This window comes from Blautia sp. NSJ-175 (assembly GCF_022867815.1).
Taxonomy (GTDB): domain Bacteria; phylum Bacillota; class Clostridia; order Lachnospirales; family Lachnospiraceae; genus Blautia; species Blautia celeris.
Genome location: NZ_JALIFQ010000009.1, coordinates 59,679 through 78,823, shown reverse-complemented (window position 1 = coordinate 78,823; position 19,145 = coordinate 59,679). Strand labels below are relative to the sequence as shown.

At 51.1% G+C, this 19,145-nt stretch carries 14 protein-coding genes; 10 read left to right on the top strand and 4 right to left on the bottom strand.

Annotated features, from left to right (window positions below; genetic code table 11):
* Positions 1-14: 14 nt before the first annotated feature.
* Genes MUB35_RS15495 through MUB35_RS15480 form a run of 4 tightly spaced genes read right to left on the bottom strand, consistent with a single transcriptional unit; the run spans position 15 to position 4,805 of the window.
* Positions 15-1,637, bottom strand: a complete 1,623-nt coding sequence (locus tag MUB35_RS15495; protein ID WP_227211624.1) for a helix-turn-helix domain-containing protein — start codon at positions 1,635-1,637, stop codon at positions 15-17.
* Positions 1,609-3,387, bottom strand: a complete 1,779-nt coding sequence (locus MUB35_RS15490; RefSeq protein WP_244806453.1) for a sensor histidine kinase — start codon at positions 3,385-3,387, stop codon at positions 1,609-1,611. Before MUB35_RS15490 ends, MUB35_RS15495 begins: the two co-directional genes overlap by 29 nt.
* 4 nt (positions 3,388-3,391) lie before the next feature.
* Positions 3,392-4,333 (bottom strand): CehA/McbA family metallohydrolase, encoded by a 942-nt coding sequence (locus tag MUB35_RS15485; RefSeq protein ID WP_158587221.1) that lies wholly within the window; start codon positions 4,331-4,333, stop codon positions 3,392-3,394.
* A 10-nt stretch (positions 4,334-4,343) separates the two neighbouring features.
* Complete coding sequence (locus MUB35_RS15480; protein ID WP_244806452.1) at positions 4,344-4,805, bottom strand: DUF6669 family protein; 462 nt, start codon at positions 4,803-4,805, stop codon at positions 4,344-4,346.
* A 204-nt stretch (positions 4,806-5,009) separates the two neighbouring features.
* Here MUB35_RS15480 and MUB35_RS15475 point away from each other — a divergent pair, with 204 nt between their 5' ends.
* From MUB35_RS15475 to MUB35_RS15430, 10 genes are all read left to right on the top strand, one after another.
* The gene (locus tag MUB35_RS15475) at positions 5,010-5,924 is read left to right on the top strand and encodes a CehA/McbA family metallohydrolase (protein ID WP_054352061.1); all 915 of its coding nucleotides are present in this window, start codon (positions 5,010-5,012) and stop codon (positions 5,922-5,924) included.
* A 16-nt stretch (positions 5,925-5,940) separates the two neighbouring features.
* Entirely contained in the window at positions 5,941-6,720 is a 780-nt protein-coding gene (locus tag MUB35_RS15470; protein WP_244806451.1) for an endonuclease/exonuclease/phosphatase family protein, read from the top strand.
* 88 nt (positions 6,721-6,808) lie between these two features.
* The gene (locus MUB35_RS15465; protein ID WP_033139244.1) at positions 6,809-7,774 is read left to right on the top strand and encodes an ABC transporter permease; all 966 of its coding nucleotides are present in this window, start codon (positions 6,809-6,811) and stop codon (positions 7,772-7,774) included.
* 32 nt (positions 7,775-7,806) lie between these two features.
* Positions 7,807-9,543 (top strand): extracellular solute-binding protein, encoded by a 1,737-nt coding sequence (locus tag MUB35_RS15460; RefSeq protein ID WP_103731822.1) that lies wholly within the window; start codon positions 7,807-7,809, stop codon positions 9,541-9,543.
* A 22-nt stretch (positions 9,544-9,565) separates the two neighbouring features.
* Positions 9,566-10,477 (top strand): carbohydrate ABC transporter permease, encoded by a 912-nt coding sequence (locus MUB35_RS15455; protein ID WP_033139246.1) that lies wholly within the window; start codon positions 9,566-9,568, stop codon positions 10,475-10,477.
* A 91-nt stretch (positions 10,478-10,568) separates the two neighbouring features.
* Positions 10,569-11,510: a carbohydrate kinase family protein gene (locus tag MUB35_RS15450; protein WP_054352066.1), complete on the top strand. Its 942-nt coding sequence runs from the start codon at positions 10,569-10,571 to the stop codon at positions 11,508-11,510.
* Between the two features lie 16 nt (positions 11,511-11,526).
* Positions 11,527-12,891, top strand: coding sequence for a family 4 glycosyl hydrolase (locus MUB35_RS15445; protein ID WP_148392877.1), 1,365 nt, complete (start codon positions 11,527-11,529; stop codon positions 12,889-12,891).
* A 3-nt stretch (positions 12,892-12,894) separates the two neighbouring features.
* Positions 12,895-16,176, top strand: coding sequence for an alpha-mannosidase (locus tag MUB35_RS15440; RefSeq protein ID WP_244806450.1), 3,282 nt, complete (start codon positions 12,895-12,897; stop codon positions 16,174-16,176).
* Positions 16,173-17,564: a M17 family metallopeptidase gene (locus tag MUB35_RS15435; RefSeq protein ID WP_244806449.1), complete on the top strand. Its 1,392-nt coding sequence runs from the start codon at positions 16,173-16,175 to the stop codon at positions 17,562-17,564. Before MUB35_RS15440 ends, MUB35_RS15435 begins: the two co-directional genes overlap by 4 nt.
* Positions 17,545-19,125 (top strand): hypothetical protein, encoded by a 1,581-nt coding sequence (locus MUB35_RS15430; RefSeq protein ID WP_244806448.1) that lies wholly within the window; start codon positions 17,545-17,547, stop codon positions 19,123-19,125. The genes MUB35_RS15435 and MUB35_RS15430 overlap by 20 nt, the downstream gene beginning before the upstream one ends.
* The last annotated feature ends 20 nt before the right edge of the window (positions 19,126-19,145 follow it).

Sequence of the window (19,145 nt, the reverse complement as noted above, 5' to 3'; positions counted from 1 at the left end):
TAAAGTAGATATTTCTACATGGGTTTACCGGATCGGCATTGCTGCCGGTACTGAAGGGGTGTGACCCCGGTTGTCTTTTTAAAGACCCGGAAAAAATACTGGCTGTCCTCATAGCCCACGCTTTCCGCGATCTCGATCACGCTCAGGCCGGTATCTTTCAGATACTCCCTGGCTTTTTCCATGCGAACCTCTGTGATATAGTTTACCGCGGAACGGTTCAGCTCCTTTTTGAAGACAGAGGAGAAGTAGTTTGGACTCATGTTGTAGAGTTCCGCCAGGCCGTTTATGGACAGATTTTCGTTGTAATGCTTTTTTATATACTGAGTGGCAAGCTGTATCTTGTCCTTGGAACTGGCATCCTGCATTCCACGTTTGCTGATGCAGTCCGTGATAATATCCGAGATATAGCGGTGGATCCTTTCCGGGAGGCAGAGTTCATCCAGAATCCGGAAATTGTGGAGAAGGTCCTCCACACCGATGTACTTGCGTATCTCCGGTTCATAGTATTTCAGGAGGAGATTCAGGATGCGCACCCAGAGGATGCGGATGTAGGAGACGCCGCAGCTCTGGAGCATTTCCTCTGAGAATAACTGGGACAGAAGCTTGAGGATACCGTTGACATTGCCCTGGATCAGGTACTGTTCCAGAAAGTACAGCTCTGAGGCGGGAAAGGACTTACCGGAGAAGACGGTGTTGTCCTCATAAAAATAGAGATTGCCGTCACCATAGATGGTCCGCTGGCGAAGGGCGGATTCCGCCTCCCCCAGGATTCCCGCAAAGAGTCTGCCGGTCTGGCTGCTGGTGCCCATAGTCAGGTAAATGCCCATCTTCTTCTCCAGAACAGCCCGCATCTCCAGGAAGAACTGTTCCACCTCCCGGCGGAGCACGGATTCCTCACTGCCGCTGCTCTCAAAGACGGCATACATCTGACGTCGGTGGATGATACTGTTCACCAGAAGGACCTTGCTGGGTGAGCTGATCTCGTCAAATACATTCTTGACGGCAAAGCGGATCAGCTCCGTGTCATCTTTACAGAAGTTGTTCTCACAGCTTTTCTCCTCAATGTTGACAATGCCCAGGAGAAGGCGGTTTCCGGGAGCGGAGGAGATCTTATGGTAGAATGCGGGATATTTGCCTTTTCCGAATTTCTCGTCTTCAGGCTCATGGAGGAGAGCATTGACCTCCTTTTCCAGGGTGTACGCAGTGTTCTCCTCCTCCAGCTTCTTCCTGGAGGTGATGTCCCGGCGTATTCTCGTATCCAGTTCTACCTGTGTGAGCAGTTTGTCCATACCCTCTTTCAGGTCCTGGTTTGACAGAGGTTTCAGCAGATAAGCACTGGCGCCCAGAGTTAAGGCGGTTTTGGCATATTCAAATTCGGCGTAACCGCTTAACACCATGAAGCGTAGATGAGGGGAGAGTTTCTTGGCCTCCCGGATGAAGACCAGACCGTCCATATCAGGCATCCGGATGTCTGTGATGACAATGGATATGGAATTTTCTCTCACTGCCTCCAGTGCCTCTGTTCCCGTCTCCGCTTCCAGAATCTCACCAAATGCAAACCCCAGATAATTAAGACGTGCGATCAGGCCTTTTCTTATAAGCTCCTCGTCATCTGCTATCAGCAGGTTCCTTTTCATCTGTTTTTTCTCCTTTCCGAATGAGCGGCAGGCGCAGATCAAACTGACTGCCGTAGTGAAGGGTACTCTTTATGGTGATTCCGTACTGGTCTCCGCAGGCGAGCTTGATCCTCTGGTTGACATTGCGGATACCAATGCTGAGTCCGGTATGGGTAAGATCGTCAGCCACATTTATGGAGCGGTTCAGCTCCTCCACTTTCTGGATATCCATGCCGATGCCGTCATCCTCCACACGTATCATCAGACTGTCCTTCTCCTCCCAGGCGGAGAGTTCCAGGGTGCCCGTGGTGGTCTGTTTTACCAGGCCGTGAAGAATGGCATTTTCAACGATGGGCTGCAGGATGAAGCGGAGCGTCATGGCATTGTCTGTATCCACGGAGATGTTGTAGAACACTTCAAAACGGTTTCCGTACCGTTTTTTTATGATAAAGATATAATTCTGCACGTGGCCCAGCTCCTGTGCCACTGTTACAAATTCCCCGTAATTCTTCCCAAGGTTGTAGCGGAAGATCTCCCCCAGCCTCTGGCAGATATCGCAGATGTCAAATACCTGTTTTACAGCAGCCATGGAGCTGATGGTCTCCAGAGTGTTGTAGAGAAAGTGGGGGTTGATCTGGAGCTGCAGATTTTTCAGCTGTGCCTCCTTGTTTTCCAGTTCGTGGATATAGTTTTTCTGGATCAGGGCATCCAGTTTGCCCAGCATATGGGAAAACTGGCGGTCCAGCTCTGCCACCTCATCGTTGCCGGATATAGGTCCGTAGATGTTCAGATCACCGGTCTCCGCTTTGTGGAATTTTTGTACCAGACACCCGATCCTGACTGAAAAGTTACGGCTGTAGAGCCAGGACCAGAACAGGATGAGCAGGATAACGCAGAGCATGATGGGCAGGATCATCTGTCTGACTGCCTGCTGTTTGACCGTGAGCTGATGATTGTCGAACAGAAGCAGGACATGCAGGGCGCATTTTTCCAGATTCTCGTGCTTGATGGTAAAGCCGTCAACCGGTTCTGAGGATTCCCCGGCCGCAAGCCATGCGTCCAGCAGGAAATTCTTTTGGGGCGCTGAGGAATAGAGGATTTTGCTGTCATCGCCGTAGACAATGACCTCATAGGAGGAATCCCCCTCATTGGCTGTGTCTGCGGGCTTGAAGACCAGATCCATGTACAGGTCCAGTTTCAGAAAGCCGAGCTGTTCTTTTTCATAATTGTGGATATTGACATTTTCAATGTTTTTGACAAAGGAGAGAACAGGAACATTGCCGGCGCTGGAGATATAGCTGAAGCTGTTTTCCCTGATCGCGCGCTCCTGCAGAAACCATTCCTCGTGTCCGGCCTCCTTGACCATGGAAGCCCGTTTTCCGTATACGGGATACTCATCAATATCAGAGTAGAGCATACAGTTGCGGATCTCTCTTTGACGGTCCAGCAGCAGGGATTTTGTCACCTCACTGCTGATCTGTTCCCCTTTGATGTAAGGACTTTCTGTCTTGTCCACCAGGGTTTCCAGAATCACGGTGTTGTCGGCAATGACATCCAGGCTGTATTGGTACTGGGTCAGCTTTTCGTCAATGTTTTTTATATATTGTGAGGTCATCTGCCGGTAGGATTCGGAAAGCTCTGTCTTGACCATATTCTCCAGCTTATAGAACAGAAAAAAGGTGATGGACAGGGTGGGGATCAGGCTGATCAAAAGTGTAAAGACGACAAGCTGCGTAAAAATGCGGTGCGAATAGATACCCTTCCATTTCATAACATCACATCCATGGCTGACGGCTCTGTCCTGTAAGATGCAGAACAGGCGCCACACAGACCAGGTTTTCTATCTCCGCAGTTTTATCATATAATTTCGGAATGACAGATTCCGCGCCCTTCAGTCTTTCTATGGGGAAAGCCTGGTCCGGGGCAGCCGTGTATGTATCTGAGGATGTTTTGAGTGTGATCAGAAACTGTGAGGAATCCTGCCGGGAAAAGCCGGGTTTCTTCGTGTCAGCCAGATGAAACGTAAGGGAGCGGCTGTCAGGGGCCACGGAGACTTCCAGGATGGGCCCTTTGGAAATGCAGGTCTTCTGGCTGCGGATGGCCTGTTCCAGTTCTGCTGCGGTATCTCCCCCGGGTTCCCCTTTCACAAAGGTGGCGAACTGGTTTCCCATCTCCCAGCGTCCGTGCAGATCCATACCGCAGGTCATGGCAATGGGCCAGCCCTTCAGCACCAGATCTTCCCAGAGCAGCAGCCCCTTTTCATTGACCTGGCGGAGTGGTTCGGGATTATTGAAGATTTCAATAAAATCCACGCAGCTATAGTCAGTAAGCTCCATCTCAAAACGGCATCCCCGGGCAAAGGGGTAGCCATAGGAATACGGATGGGCAATGCCTGCCAGAGCGTTTTTATCCCGGATGGCCTGAAACAAAAGTTCAGGGCGGCGGCGGTCAATGGTTTCCCAGGGAACATACTCCTTTAAGTTCAGACAGAGGATATGTCCGTAGTAGGTGGTGTATTCCATGCCGTAAATACACTGTATGCCGGAACTGTTCTCCAAGAGCAGCTTCTGCATCTTGGGATGGCCGGAGATGGTATTATGGTCTGTAAGGCCGAAGGCATCTACCTGATCTGCCTCCATCCATCGAAGCAGGTCCTCACACGTGAGGGAAGCGTCGGATTCTGTGGTGTGATTGTGTAATTCCAGTCGTTTGTACATGAAAACCTCCTTATCGGGCAGAGACCTGCAGTGTGTAGTGTGTGTCATCCATGAGGACATTGAAGACGAGTACGGTTACTTTCAGAACTCCTTCAAGATCCGTCTGAGGGATACAGCCCTCAGTGGCCGAGGAGGAGCAAAAGTGCATATGTCTGTTGGTGAGCTGGCGGTGGATGCAGCCTATGAAGCGGTCATTGAGCATTGCCAGTGTGTGTATCTCGGTCTTGGCACTGTCCATGATCTCCTTTACCGGGTCTGCGCCGGGAGGCAGTTCCAGGCCGTAATTGCTGCGGCAGTAGTCTGTCAGCTCACGGATCACGTCCTCTGTCACATCCTCGGCTGTGTACTTTTGCTTATCAAAAGAAAACTCGATATCCAGTTCTTCGTATTTCCGGTCCAGGCATACGGTATAGGATATCTGCCCGATAAAATCTTTGGACAGGGTCCCTCCAACTTTATAAAGTACTTTCATAGATGTCTCTCCTCCTGAAAAAAGTGTTAATAGAATTTGGGTAAATGATACTACATATAAAATGGGGATTCAATAGATTTGAGATTATCGTAGAATTGTCCATTATTTTTCTGAGAAATCTTCATTCTTTTTCCGAAAGAAAGTGCTTTATAATATGCCCATGCCGATTTTCGGAGGCAGAATTTTGAGAAAAGAGGATAGAAGATGCAGAAGAGAACATTGTATCAGTCCGGAAAATTTTACAAGGGAAATCTCCACACACATACCACCCGCTCAGACGGCAGCAGCGAACCGGAGGAGACTGCAAAGCGGTACAGACAGGAGGGGTATTCCTTTCTGGCTATCACGGACCACTGGGTCTACGGAGTGCATGAGGAGCTGAACCGGGAGGATTTTCTCATATTTCCCGGTACAGAGCTGGATTTGGAGCTTCCGGAGCGCAAGGACCATCATCTTGTGAGCATAGGTCTGCCAGAGACGAACCGGATTCCCGATCATTACCGTTTTGAAAGGGAGAGAACAGGCAATACCCTGTGTACGCCACAGAGGATCATTGAATATATGGCCCAGCGGGGCAATGTCACTATCTATGCCCATCCTTACTGGTCCAAGGTGGATTCCACGGATATCAAGAATCTTCACGGGCTGCTGGGAATGGAAATCTACAACCATGTGGCAGAGTTTGAGGACAGCAACGGAAACTCCGAGACATATTACGATCATTTTCTGTATGTGAGGAACAGGACGTATTGCTTTGCGGCGGATGATACCCATGAACTGGGACCGTACAGCATGGGCGGGTTCATTATGGCAAAGGCCCGGGAGCTTACCCACAGAGGTATCTTCGAGGCGCTGAGAGACGGAAGCTTTTATGCCTCTTCAGGCCCTCTGATCCATGATTTTTATGTGGAGGACAATACGGCCTGTGCCTCCTGCAGTGGTTGCACGGATATTTATTTCAAGACACCGCACAGAAGCGGACATCTTCACAATGAGGAAGGCAAGTTAAAGGGAGGAACCTTTGTGCTGAATGGGGATGAGGAATATGTACGGCTTGTGGTGAAGAACGCAGCCGGGGAAAAAGCATGGTCCCAGCCAATCTGGCTGTGGCTATTATGATCTGGGAGGAAGAGGTATGAAACTGGTTACTTTTAATATCCGCTGTGATTTCGGACAGGATGGAGAAAATTGCTTCTGCCGCCGCAGGGATCTGATCACTGCGAAGATTCGGAGGGAACAGCCGGATATCATCTGTTTTCAGGAGGTGCTGCCCCATGTGGCAGTGTGGCTGAAGGAGAACCTTAAGGGGTATTATGTGATCGGATGCGGCAGGGACGAGAACCTGGAGGATGAGCAGGTGTCCGTGGCATACCGCAGGGACAGGGTGAATCTGATCTCCATGGATACGTTCTGGCTGTCGGATGAGCCTTATGTGCCGGGAAGCCGCTACGCGTGCCAGAGCATCTGCCCGAGAGTCTGTACCGGGGCTGTGTTTTCGTATAGCGGGGGGCCGGGAAAGGCATATCTGTTCCGGCTGTATAATATCCATCTGGACCATATGGGCGGGGAGGCCAGAAGGCTGGGGCTGGAGCTTATCTTAAAAAGAGCGGACCGGGAACCGGCCTTTCAAAACATTCCCGTGATCCTGGCAGGGGATTTCAACGCGGAACCGGACAGCCCGGAGCTTGCAGTCCTGAAAAGCCGCAGGGAATTTACAAACGTCACGGAGGGAATCGGTGTCACTTATCACGGATTCGAGCCGGAGGATATGCCGGAGCGGATTGACTACATCTATGCCGGTGCGCCGTTTGTCTGCCAAAGCGTTGAAAAATGGGAAGACAGGGAAGGGAATGTCTGGCTGTCTGACCATTACCCCATCTGCGCGGTACTGGAACCCGGGGACTGCGGGGAATAGAAATGTCCATGAAATAATTAATTTTTATCCATTGTGGAAAATCGCCCGGAAAAAATATAATAGAGACCAGAAGGAAGGAGGAAACCAAATGCAAACGGCAAAAAGTTTGGGAAAGAAAAAGAAAGAAAAGCAGCCAAAACAGCCAAAGCAGCCCATTGGAAAACGGCTTATCCGTTACTGGCCCCTGTACGTGATGCTGCTGCCGGCAATTATCTATTACGCGCTGATCTGCTATGTGCCCATGGCCGGTTCTGTGCTGGCTTTTAAGGATTACTCTTTTAACAAGGGTATCTGGGGAAGTCCCTGGGTGGGGCTTAAATATTTCAAGACCTTTTTTGAAAGCTATGATGCCCCCAGGCTGATCCTGAACACATTCAGGATCGGGTTTATCAAATGTGTGCTGGAGTTTCCGTTCGCCATTATTCTGGCACTGATGCTCAATGAGATCAGGAACATGAAATTTAAGAAGGTGACGCAGACCATTACATATCTGCCGCATTTCCTGTCATCGGTCATCATTGTCACAATGCTTCAGAGAATCCTCGCACCGGATACCGGTATTCTGAACCAGCTTATAGCCGGCATGGGAGGAGACGGGGGCACATTTTTTATGATGGATGCCAAGTATTTCTTAAAAATCCTGTTTTCCATGGATCTGTGGAGGAATATCGGATGGGATTCCATTATCTATCTGGCTGCCATCAGCAGTGTGGATACAGCTCTGTACGAGGCAGCGGAGATGGACGGATGCGGAAAATTGAAAAAAATGTGGCATATTACACTGCCGGGAATCCGGGGAACCATCGGCCTGCTGTTCATTATGGGTATCGGAGGTCTGCTCTCCTCGGGCGTGGACCAGATCTGGCTTCTGCGTACACCGGGCAATATGACCCTGGCGGATACGCTGGATGTATATGTAGTCCGGGTGGGACTGCAGGGCGGACAGTTTGGATATGCAACCGCCATTGGGCTCATACAGGGCGTCGTGGGACTGATCCTGGTTGTGATCAGCAATAAGATATGCAAGAAAGTCACAGAAGTCGGGCTTTGGTAGCGTGACCGGTGAAGATAAAGGAGGAAAGAGGTATGAGACAAAAAGCAGCAAAAACAATTCTGGCGCTGGCTCTGTGCGGTGCCATGACAGCAGGTGCTCTTGCAGGGTGCGGAGGTGACAGTAAGGAGACAGCCAAAAATGTAAGTACAGAGAGCAAAGAAGGAAAACCGGATACCTGGATCGCGGACCGCACGATCACAGTCCAGGCGTATGTGGATGACATCGGCAATTCCCTTCCCAAGGATTTGAACAATACCCCCACAATGAAGAAAATCACGGAGCTGACAGGGATCAAGCTGGATGTAAAATACACACCCGGAGACAGCGATGCGAAAGTGCTGGCCTCCCAGCTTGCGTCCGGCACCATTCCGGATGTGATCGTTTCTTATCTGGACAACTCTACAAGACCGGAGTTCCCGCTGCTGTCAAAGGCGGCAAAAGAGGGAATGTTTGCCGATGTATCCGAGTATATGAAAAATGCAGAGGTGTATTCCAGATATTATGAGGACGGTTATCTTCCCTGGGATTCCTATAAGAACGTTACCTTCCGTGAAGACCTGGACGGCGTGTATTTGTGGCAGATGAATGTGGATGCCACGGACAAGTCTTTGGAATATAATCCGGAGGAGGATTACCGCGGAGGCATGTACATACAGAAATCCATTGTGGACCAGCTTGGCATCAACGTGAATGATATCAGGACCCAGGACGATTTTTATGATCTGCTCGTGAAGATCAAAGAGGGCGGCTTTAAAGATAAGAACGGAAACGCAGTCTATCCGCTGGGACCGAAATACTGGGGCGGTTCTGTGGACACCCTGGAGTATATCTGTCCGGGATACCGCTGGGGCGTGAGCAAAAACTATAATATCGATACAGATGGAAAAGTAAAGCATGAGGCAGAGCGGGATTCCATCTATGATGAGATCAATTATATCCGCAGGCTCATAGACGAAGGGCTTATGAATCCTGAATTCTTCACCATGGATTCCACCCGTGCCCAGGAGGCCTGCAAGAGTTATAACTCCGCCATCATCGCTGATGTGAACAATTATACGGATATCATTTACCAGACAGATGACTGGATTCCGCTGGGACCTCTCAATGACATTCAGGGCGACAACAAAAAGGTGACACACGGCAAGGGTGCCAGAGGATGTATGGCAATCTCCTCGGATGCGGAAAATCCGGAGGAAATCTTCCGGTTCTTTGACTGGCTCTCCACAAAAGAGGGACAGATGATCGCCCAGTACGGGGTTGAAGGTGTAAGCTACGATATGGTTGACGGAAAACCGGTCCTCAAAGAAGAGGTACAGCAGGCCCTGAGTGATGGCAATATGGACTATCTGCTCAATGAGGTGGGTGCAGGCTTCGGCGGAAGCGGAAACTATTTCTTTGAATTCGTACTTACCAATAAAGACAACATCAATAATTTCGGAGAGGCAAGACCGGGGGCATCCTCCAACGATACCTTTGCCAGAAGTGTTGAAGTTGCAGCGGATTATCCCTATGTGAAGAAACTGATCCCGGGACTGGACGCGCCGGCGTATCTGTCCGCAGAGGGAATGGAGGACGTGAAGACACAGATGGACCTGCTCAACTGGGACGAAGTGTTTGTGCAGGCATGTTTTGCAAAGTCTGACGACGAGGTGAAGAGTATCATAGAGTCCTTCCGTGGCCAGTTAAAAGCAGCAGGTGTAGAGAAATTTGAAGATTATGTGGCTGATGTCTATAACAAAGATAAAGATGCTGTCAACTTTTATCAGTGACAGGTGAGAGAGGGTGTTAAGGATGAGGAAAGGCCAAAAAAGCAGGATCAGGGCCAGCCGGACAGATATTGCGGTGCAGGTTATTGTATATATGATCGTCATTGCTGTCTGCCTGATTATTATACTGCCCTGTCTGAATGTACTGGTTCTGGCGTTCAATGACGGAAAGGATGCCGCTCGGGGCGGTATCTGGTTCTGGCCTAGAGTGCCCACGTTTGACAATATTAAGGAAGTGTTCAAGGACGGCAGTATTGTCCGGGCTTACGGGTATACCATTGCCAGAACTGTCATCGGTACCGTATTAAGCCTGACTGTGACTACGCTTGCGGCATTTTCCCTGAAACAGAAAGATTTGCCGGGAAATAAGTTGATTACCATGCTGATTACCTTCACCATGTTATTCAGCGGAGGTATGATCCCCACTTATATCCAGTATAAGAACCTGCATCTGCTCAACAGTTTTTGGGTGTATGTGGTTCCGTCGCTGGTGAGTGTGACATATCTTCTGATGGCAAGAACCTTCTTTGAAGGGATTCCGGACAGTCTGGAGGAGTCGGCAAAGCTGGATGGCTGCAGCTATTTTCAGATCTATACGCGTATTATGCTTCCGCTGAGCAAACCTGTGATCGCGGTAGTGGGACTTTACACGGCAGTCAATCACTGGAATGACTGGTTTGCCGGGGCATTCTACATGAGTGATACCTCAAAGTGGCCGGTACAGACCGTACTTCAGCAGATGCTGAGCAAGGCCATGAGTTCCCAGCAGGAGATCACTTCTGTGGCCCAGGCACTGGCGCAGAATGCAACGGCTGTCACATCGGATTCTCTGAAGATGGCGGCAGTGGTGATCACCACAGTTCCGATTCTGTGTGTGTATCCCTTTGTGCAGAAATATTTTGCCCAGGGTGCCATGATCGGGGCAGTAAAGGGTTGACAAAAAAACCGGCTTTTAGTTCGCGCTGAAAGCCGGTTTTTTACCTGCCGGGCAGTATTTATTTGCAGATGAAGACAAAAGGAGTAGAAAAATGAGTGAAAAGAAATGGGATGTCTATGTCTACGGAGATGTAAACGTGGATATTATCATTCCCGGAGTGGAGACGTTTCCGGCACCGGGACAGGAGGAGCTGGTTTCCTCCATGGAGACTTATGTGGGAGGCGGGGCGGCCCTGTTAACTTTAGGGATTGGTAAACTGGGACTGCGCCCTGTCTTCCAGGGGACAGTGGGGGATGATTGTTACGGTCATATGATACGGGAGACCTTTGAGCGTTTTGGTGTGGATACGGAGCTGCTTGTGACCGCAAAGGGTGCGCGGACCGGGATCTCCCTGAGCTTTACCAATGCCCGGGACCGGTCCTTTCTTACTTACCGGGGAACGAACCGGGATATCAGCATGGACAGGGTGGAGATCGAAAAGGCGGGCCGGGCACGCCATGTTCACGTGACAGGGTATGAGGGGGAGATTTCCCACGCTGCCTATGCGCGGCTGCTGCGCCGGGTAAAGGAGGAGACAGATGCCACAGTCTCTTTTGATGTGGGATGGGATCCCACCGGGAACTGGAGCAGCAGGATCTGTGAGCTGTTTCCATGGATCGATGTCCTTTTTATGAACGAGACAGAGGCGGAGCACTACGGAAAGACAGATACAGCAGAGGAGGCAGCCCTTCAGTTTGCCCGGGAGTGCGGGCAGGCGGTGATTAAGCTGGGAGGGAAAGGCTCTCTTGCAGTGAAAGATGGTATGGTGTACCGCAGGTCCTCCTACCGGGCAGAAGCTGTGGATACCACCGGGGCCGGGGATTCCTTCAATGCCGGGTATATCTATGGATTTTTGAAGGGGGAACCGGTTGAAAAATGTCTGCAGTACGGAAACGCCTGTGGTGCCTTCTCAGTGTCTGCCCATGGGGGTAATACCGGTTTTCCGGAAGAAAAGGAACTGCTGCGTTTTACAGAGAGATACGAAAATAAATAAGCGGGAGGAGATTAGTATGAAGATAGCAGTCATCGGCGGTGCTGGTGTAAGGACCGTCATATTTATCAACGGACTTTTAAAGAGATATAAAAAGCTGCATATTGATGAGGTGGTGCTTTACGATATCCAGGAAGAAAAGCAGAGGATCATCGAGCGGCTGTGCCGTCATGTAGTGGAAAGGAAGCAGGAAAGCCTGAAGGTCCGGGCAGCGGGAACGCCCCGGGAAGCCCTGGAAGGCGCGGACTATGTGGTGACTACCCTTCGAGTGGGCGGAGACCATTCCCGTGTGACGGATGAGAAGATTGCGCTGGAACACGGTGTCATCGGTCAGGAGACCACAGGCGTGGGGGGATTTTCCATGGCAGTGCGGACGATTCCCGTTCTTCTGGAATACTGCAGGATGATAGAAAAGTATGCGCCGGATGCGTGGATCTTTAATTTTACCAACCCGTCCGGGCTTGTGACTCAGGCACTCCGGTCGGCAGGCTATGACCGGGTCATCGGAATCTGTGATGCGCCGAGCAGTACAAAGTACCGTATGGCCGACTGGCTGGGAGTGAAGGAGGATGACCTGTATGTGGAGTTTTTCGGACTGAATCATCTCTCCTGGATACGGAGTGTGAAAAGAAAGGGGGAGGAGATTCTTCCGAAGCTTCTGGCAGATGACAGCTTCCTTGCCGGAATCCAGGAATTTGCCATGTTCGATCCGAAGCTTCTGCGGCTCATGGGACTTCTGCCAAATGAATATCTGTATTATTACTATCACAGAGAGAAAGCGCTTGCCAATATACAGAAAGCAGGTGCGGCCAGAGGGGAAACCATAGAAACGATTAACAGACACATGATGGAAGAACTGAAAACCATGGACATGGATGCCGACCCGGAGGGAGCGCTGCAGGTATTTCTGTATTACATGCAGTTGAGAGAGAACTCTTACATGAGCATTGAATCTGGGGCAGCCAAACGTCCGATGGCAGAGAAGGGCAGCCTGGAGGTCCCCGACGGTATGGGCTATGCGGGTGTGATGCTGGACTGTATTGAGGGGATGCAGAGCAGAGAGGGAAAATACCTGGTGCTCTCTGTGGAGAACCAAGGCTGTATTCCGGGACTGGCGGATAACGATGTGGTGGAAGTGACCTGCCATGTATCCGCAGAGGGCATTCGTCCCGTTCCTGTGGCTGTCGTCCCTCCGCAGTGTGATATCCTGATGCGGCTGCTCAAAAATTATGAGCGTCTCACAGTGGAGGCTGTAAAGAAAGGTTCTTATGCATGTGCAGCCCAGGCGCTGATGCTTCATCCGCTGGTCAATTCCTGGTCTCTTGCCGGGGAACTGCTGGAAGCTTATGACAAGGCATATGGAGGTCTGTTTGGAAAGGAGTAAAAAATGCCGTTTGATTTTCATGATTTTGACAGGATAAAGAATCTGGCAGAGGAACTGCGGGAGCTTCGGTACCGGAATCTTCGGAACATTCCCTCCTTCCGGTTCTGGGAGGACAGTGACAGAGAGAGCAGAGTGTGCGCCAGGGAGGTGGGACCGGGATTTTCTTTCCGGGGCTGGGACAAATACTACTGGCTGACAGCGGAAGCGGAAATCCCGGAGGCATTCTGCGGGGAGGAAGTGCTGGGCCTTTTTGACTTCGGCGCCCCTTCGGGAACCGGAAATAACGGGAACTTTGAAAGCCTGCTCTATATAAATGATGTACCGTATCAGGCTGTGGACGGAAACCACAGGGAAGTGTTCTTCGGCCCCGGGGTATGCGGAAAGAAACTGCAGCTTAAATTCAGGCTGTGGACAGGACTCAGCGGCGGAGGAATCCCCAAAGACAATGTGATGGAGATATGCAGGGCGCAGATCGGTGTGCTGGACCGGAGTGCGGATGACCTTTACTATCTGACCACAGCGGCCCTTGAGACCTATGAGGCCCTGAGCGCAGAGAATGAATATCGGGAATGGATCTTAAATGTGCTTGTAAAGGCGTTCTGTCTGGTGGATTTTACGGAACCGGGCAGCAGGGAATTTTATGAGAGTGTGTCGGATGCAGCCGGATACCTGGACGAGTGTCTGGACGGCCGCGGAAAACCGGATGTCCATGTGACCATGGCGGGCCATACCCATATAGATGTGGCCTGGCTGTGGCGGCTGTGCCATACCAGGGAGAAGGCTGCCCGCTCATTTTCCACGGTGAACCGTTTGATGGAAAAGTATCCGGAGTATCATTTTCTGCAGTCCCAGCCTCAGCTCTATGAATTTATCAAAGAGGACCACCCGGATATTTATGAGAATATCAAAAAGAGGGTGGCTGAGGGAATATGGGAGCCTTCCGGGGCCATGTGGGTGGAGTGTGACTGCAACATCGCCTCAGGGGAATCCATCATCCGGCAGATTCTGGTGGGCAAAAATTTCTTTCGGAAAGAATTCGGCTATGAGAGTGAATTTCTCTGGCTGCCGGATGTGTTCGGGTATTCCTGGGCGCTTCCTCAGATCTTAAAGAAATCCGGTGTGGACACGTTCATGACCACCAAGATAAGCTGGAACGATACCAACCGGCTGCCCTATGATACCTTTACATGGAAGGGTATTGACGGAACCGGGGTGACAGCCCATTTTGTGACTACCTCCGATCCGGGCGAGGATTATTATACATACAATGGAAATTCCGGCCCCAGGGCAGTGAAAAGCGTCTGGGACAATTATAAGAACAAGGATTCCAACAGGGAACTGCTGATTTCTTACGGATATGGGGACGGCGGCGGAGGCCCGAACCGGGATATGATCCGCCAGATAGAGATGGTGGAGAAAATGCCTGGAATCCCCCATGTGAGGAAACAGTCCGTGACGGAGTATTTCCGCAGTCTCAATGAGACGCTGAAAGAGAATCCCATGGAAGGATATCTTCCGGTGTGGGACGGGGAACTCTATCTGGAATTCCACAGAGGGACTTACACCTCCCAGGCGTATAATAAACGGATGAACCGCAGGATGGAATATGCGCTGAGAGATACGGAGATCCGGTCTGTCTTATCCCGAGTGTTTGGAAGTGAGCCATATGACTCCCAGCGTATCCTGCGTGCGTGGAAAATCGTGCTCTGCCAGCAGTTCCACGATATACTGCCGGGGTCTTCCATAAGGGAGGTCTACCTTGACAGCCATACGGAATATGAAAAAGCCGCGGCTCTTTTAAGAGAAGTGAACGAGACCTCCCGCGCCGGCCTTATTCGGGAATGCAGGGAGGAACGGGTGTTTTCCGTATTCAACAGCGGCAACTGGCAGCGAACCTCCGTTGTCCGGATTCCCCGCAGGGAGGCAGAATCCGTGTGCGCCGGGGAATACGGGAAAGGCGGGTTCTATCAGAAACGGGAAGATGGCAGTGAGGAGAAGATATCTCTTCCCTGTGTATGGAAAGAGGATGGGGCTTATGTGCTTGTTCGGGATATGGAACCCTTCTCTTATACGGAAATCGTATGGGGGCCTGCGAAGAAGAGTGTCTCCGGGCCCCATGAGGAACCTGCCTGGGGGTCTGGGGAGGAGAGGTCTTTGCAGACCGAAAAGGCGGCTGACCAGCGGCTTACAGAGAATACTGCCTGCAGCCGGCAGCAGGAGTCAAACGGGGGAATTCATGAGGTATCTACTCTGTTTTACAAAATCTGCTGGAATGAACAAGGACAGCTCACAAAAATCTATGACAGGGAGGCTGAAAGAGAGATGCTGCCCCACGGTGCATGCGCCAATGTGCTGCAGATTTTTGAAGACAAACCGCGCTGTTTTGATGCCTGGGAACTGGAACCCACGATTGACAGAAAGATGGAGGAGATCACCCAATGTACGGACATCCGTGTTTGGAGACATGCGCTGGGCATTGAGGTGTCATTTACATGGCAATACCATAAGAGCACAATCTGCCAGACCATGTGCCTCTACAACAGCAGGAAACGAATTGATTTTAAGACCTCTGTGGACTGGCAGGAGCGGCAGAAGCTGTTGAAAGCGGCATTTCCGGTGGATATCCGGGCAGTGGATGCCAGATTTGATATCCAGGACGGCAATATCCGGCGTCCCATTACGAGAAATACAAGCTGGGAGGCTGCGAAATTCGAGGTGGCGGCCCACAAATGGGCGGATATCTGGGAGACAGGATACGGGGCGGCACTGCTTAATGACTGCAAATACGGCTATGACCTGAAAGAAAATACAATCCGTCTGACACTTTTAAAGTCTGCAACAGACCCGGACTACAGCGCGGATCTGGGCAGCCATACCTTTACCTACTCGCTGCTGCCTCATTGTGAGGAGTGGTATGACGCAGGAATAGAGCAGGAGGCTTTTGATCTGAACGCACCCCTCCGTGCAGAAGCAGGAGCTGCGGCTTTGCATGGAAGCCTTTTGTCGTTCGACAGGGAGAACCTGGTGGCAGATGCGCTGAAACAGGCGGAAAACGGGGAGGAAATTGTGCTCAGATTCCATGAATTCCAGGGAAGAAGGGGAGAAGTTAAAGTATGCCCCGGTTTTGAAGTGAAGGAATGGTGCGAATGTAATCTTATGGAAGAACCGGAGAGTCCCTGGCGCTCATCCGGGATTCGGGTATTCCTGAAGCCTTATGAGATCAAGACACTGCTTCTGCGTGTGGAGAATGGGCAGAGGATGAAAGGCGGGGGGATTGCTTTATGAAGATAATATTAAAACATCCATCCGAAACAGTGCCTGGAAATCACGATTCCTCTGTCTTTACGGAGGTGATTCCTGAGAGTATGGATGCCCGGCGGCTGGCAGAACAGTTCTGCCGTCTGGGAAGACAGCGGAAAGGCTGTTTTCTGATACGGCTGGATATAGACAGCGCTGCTTTTTACCGCCTAAAGGCGGAAGAGCAGAGAAAAATGGTGCGTGTCCTTGTGCGGTCTATGTATCAGGGGGCGTATCGTTTCCGAAAAGAAGGGCTGAAAGAACTGCAAAAAGGGGACGTATTTGGAATGCGTGAAAGTCTGGCGGATTTCGGCAGTGCGGTATTTTACCTGGAAAGCAGTGCGGCGGAGGACAGCGGATTTAAACGTGCAGTCCGGTACGGAGAATTGGAGGGGAGATGTATTGCTTATGCCAGAAGCCTTGGCAATCTTCCGGCCAATTACCTGGGAGCGGAGGAATTTTCTGCTTATACGGAAAAGCTTGCCGCAAAACTGGGAGCAACGTGCAGAATATTAGATGGCATGGAATTAAAAAGACAGGGATTCGGCGGAATCCTGGCAGTGAACCAGGGCAGTGCCCGTGAAGCGAAACTGGCAGTTCTCACCCGGGAATGTGTTCCCGAACAGCCTTTTACAGCGCTGGTCGGAAAGGGGGTTCTCTTTGACAGCGGCGGATATCACTTAAAGTCCGCAGAGGCCATGGAGGGAATGAAGTTTGATATGTGCGGTGCAGCCAATGTGATGGAAGCTTTTGAGATTCTTGTACGGGAGGAGACAAAAGAAAATATCATGGCAGTGCTGCCTCTGGCGGAGAATGCCATCGGCCCAAAGGCCTGCCGGATGGGGGATGTGATCACCATGCTGGACGGGACTACAGTGGAAGTCTGCAACACGGATGCTGAGGGACGCCTCATTTTGGCGGATGCTCTGGTATATGCCCAGCGGCAGGGTGCGCGGCGGATCGTGGATCTGGCTACACTGACATACTCCTGCCATAATGCGCTTGGAGACCGGATGACAGGGATGTTCTCCAATGATGATTTTATGAGCAGCAGTTTTATATGCGCAGCGCGCGAAGCCGGAGAACTGGTCTGGAGACTGCCCCTGGACAGCCATTACCGGGAACTGCTTGCCCGGAGCAGCACAGCAGATCTGGCTAACTATGCGCCCGGCAAAGGAGCGGGAGCCAGTGTGGCTGCCTGTTTTCTGGAATCTTTTATCCGGGAAGGGGTAAAATGGGTGCACCTGGATGCTGTAGGCCCAAGCGTGATGCGCGGGAAGGACGAAAGGCTGGCAGAGGGAGCAACAGGGGCAAATGTTGCCTCAATCGTTACATTTTTAGAGAAGGGAAACCGGGATGATGGATTATCAATTTGACGGCAGGATTTCAAAGGAAGTCCTGGAAAATTATCTGTCGCGGGCAGTGACCGCGGCGGGGCTTTATGAGAGTGAGACACTTTCGGATGACCTGCGGGTGATACGGGAACTGGGAGTAAAATTCCTGGGGCGTGCTTCGGGGATCTGGTATATGACGGAAGACGATGATGTGCATTTTGCAAAATCCAGGGAACTGGCAGAAAAGGTGCACGAAGCAGACCCGGAGATCATTCTGCAGGCTTGTATTTTTGAGTGTGTGACCCAGAGGATGGAGTCAGTGAAGATACCGGAATTTGTGTTCCGTGACTTTGGGATGGAGCCAAAAGACAGGTACTTTTGTCTGGCAGATACCCTGTTTCCCGGAGAACCGGCGGGATTTGTAAGCCGCAGAGAGGAGCCGGAGAAGAATGGGGGAATCCCGGATCTGAACCGACAGGAGGCCAGAATGTGGTTTTATTACCGGGCAGCGCGCTATATTGACTGTGGTTATGAGGCACTCCACATGGGACAGGTACATCTGTACACGGCAAATGACCGGGGGATGGTGAAGACACAGGAGCTTTTTGAGATGATACGCAGGTATGCCGCTGTCCATGGCAGGCGGCATAAGGTATTGCTGGATGCCCACACCCATGGGGTGAACCGGAGGGGAAAGCTGTTGTTTGACTATCATGCCATGCCATTTACCAGGGTGCCCCTTTTGGAACGGGAAGGTACCGATCTGGTGCTGGTCCGGGAGGGCTACAGTGAGGGAGGCCTGAACCCCAACGGCTGGTCAGCACAGGCGATGCCCTATCTGATGGAATACGACAACTGGGGTGGTCTGGCGGTGGATGACCCGGCCCGGTATTCCAGAGAAGAACTGGCCTTAAAGGATTGGTGGGGGTATGACCAGATTGCATGGTTTGCACATCAGAGCTTTGAAAAGCGGAATCATTTTCTGGAATATACTTACCGCTGGCTGGAAGTGAATAACGTGTGCGGTTTTTTTGAGATTCCCTTCCGGCGTATGCTGGGTGACGCACCGGTAACTATGGAGCGCGGGGACAGCGGAGCAAAAGATATCCAGACATTTTATCAAATCAACAAAAAGAGTTCTTCCTGCCCTATGGGCTTCGGCCAGGAGGATACAGTAAAGCGGCTGTGGCAGGAGGGGCACCGTCTGAGAGAACTGGCGGCCAATCCGGAGCAGCAGATTGCATATGGGGCGGAGGAGGTTTATGATCCGGAAACGGGAATCAAGCTTCCTGAAAAGGTGGTAGTTTACGGAAGTTTTCAGCCTTATGTGGGAGCTGTAAAAAATGATTCCAACAGCGAAGTGACCAGGATGTATTATATAGGAAATAATACATATACACTGAGTGTGGTGATTCCTTATGCGGGGACATACGATTTTGCCGTATCTACCTACGGGACACTGTCGGCAACCTACTGCGGGGACGGATATCCCAGAAGCGGAAGTTCCAATAAGGGGACTTTCACGGTGGAGAAAGACAACGCCGCAGTGCGTTTCCGCTTTGATTTTACCGACTGCGCAGTGGAGGTGGAGATTTTTGAATGACGCAGTGGAGGCGGAGATTT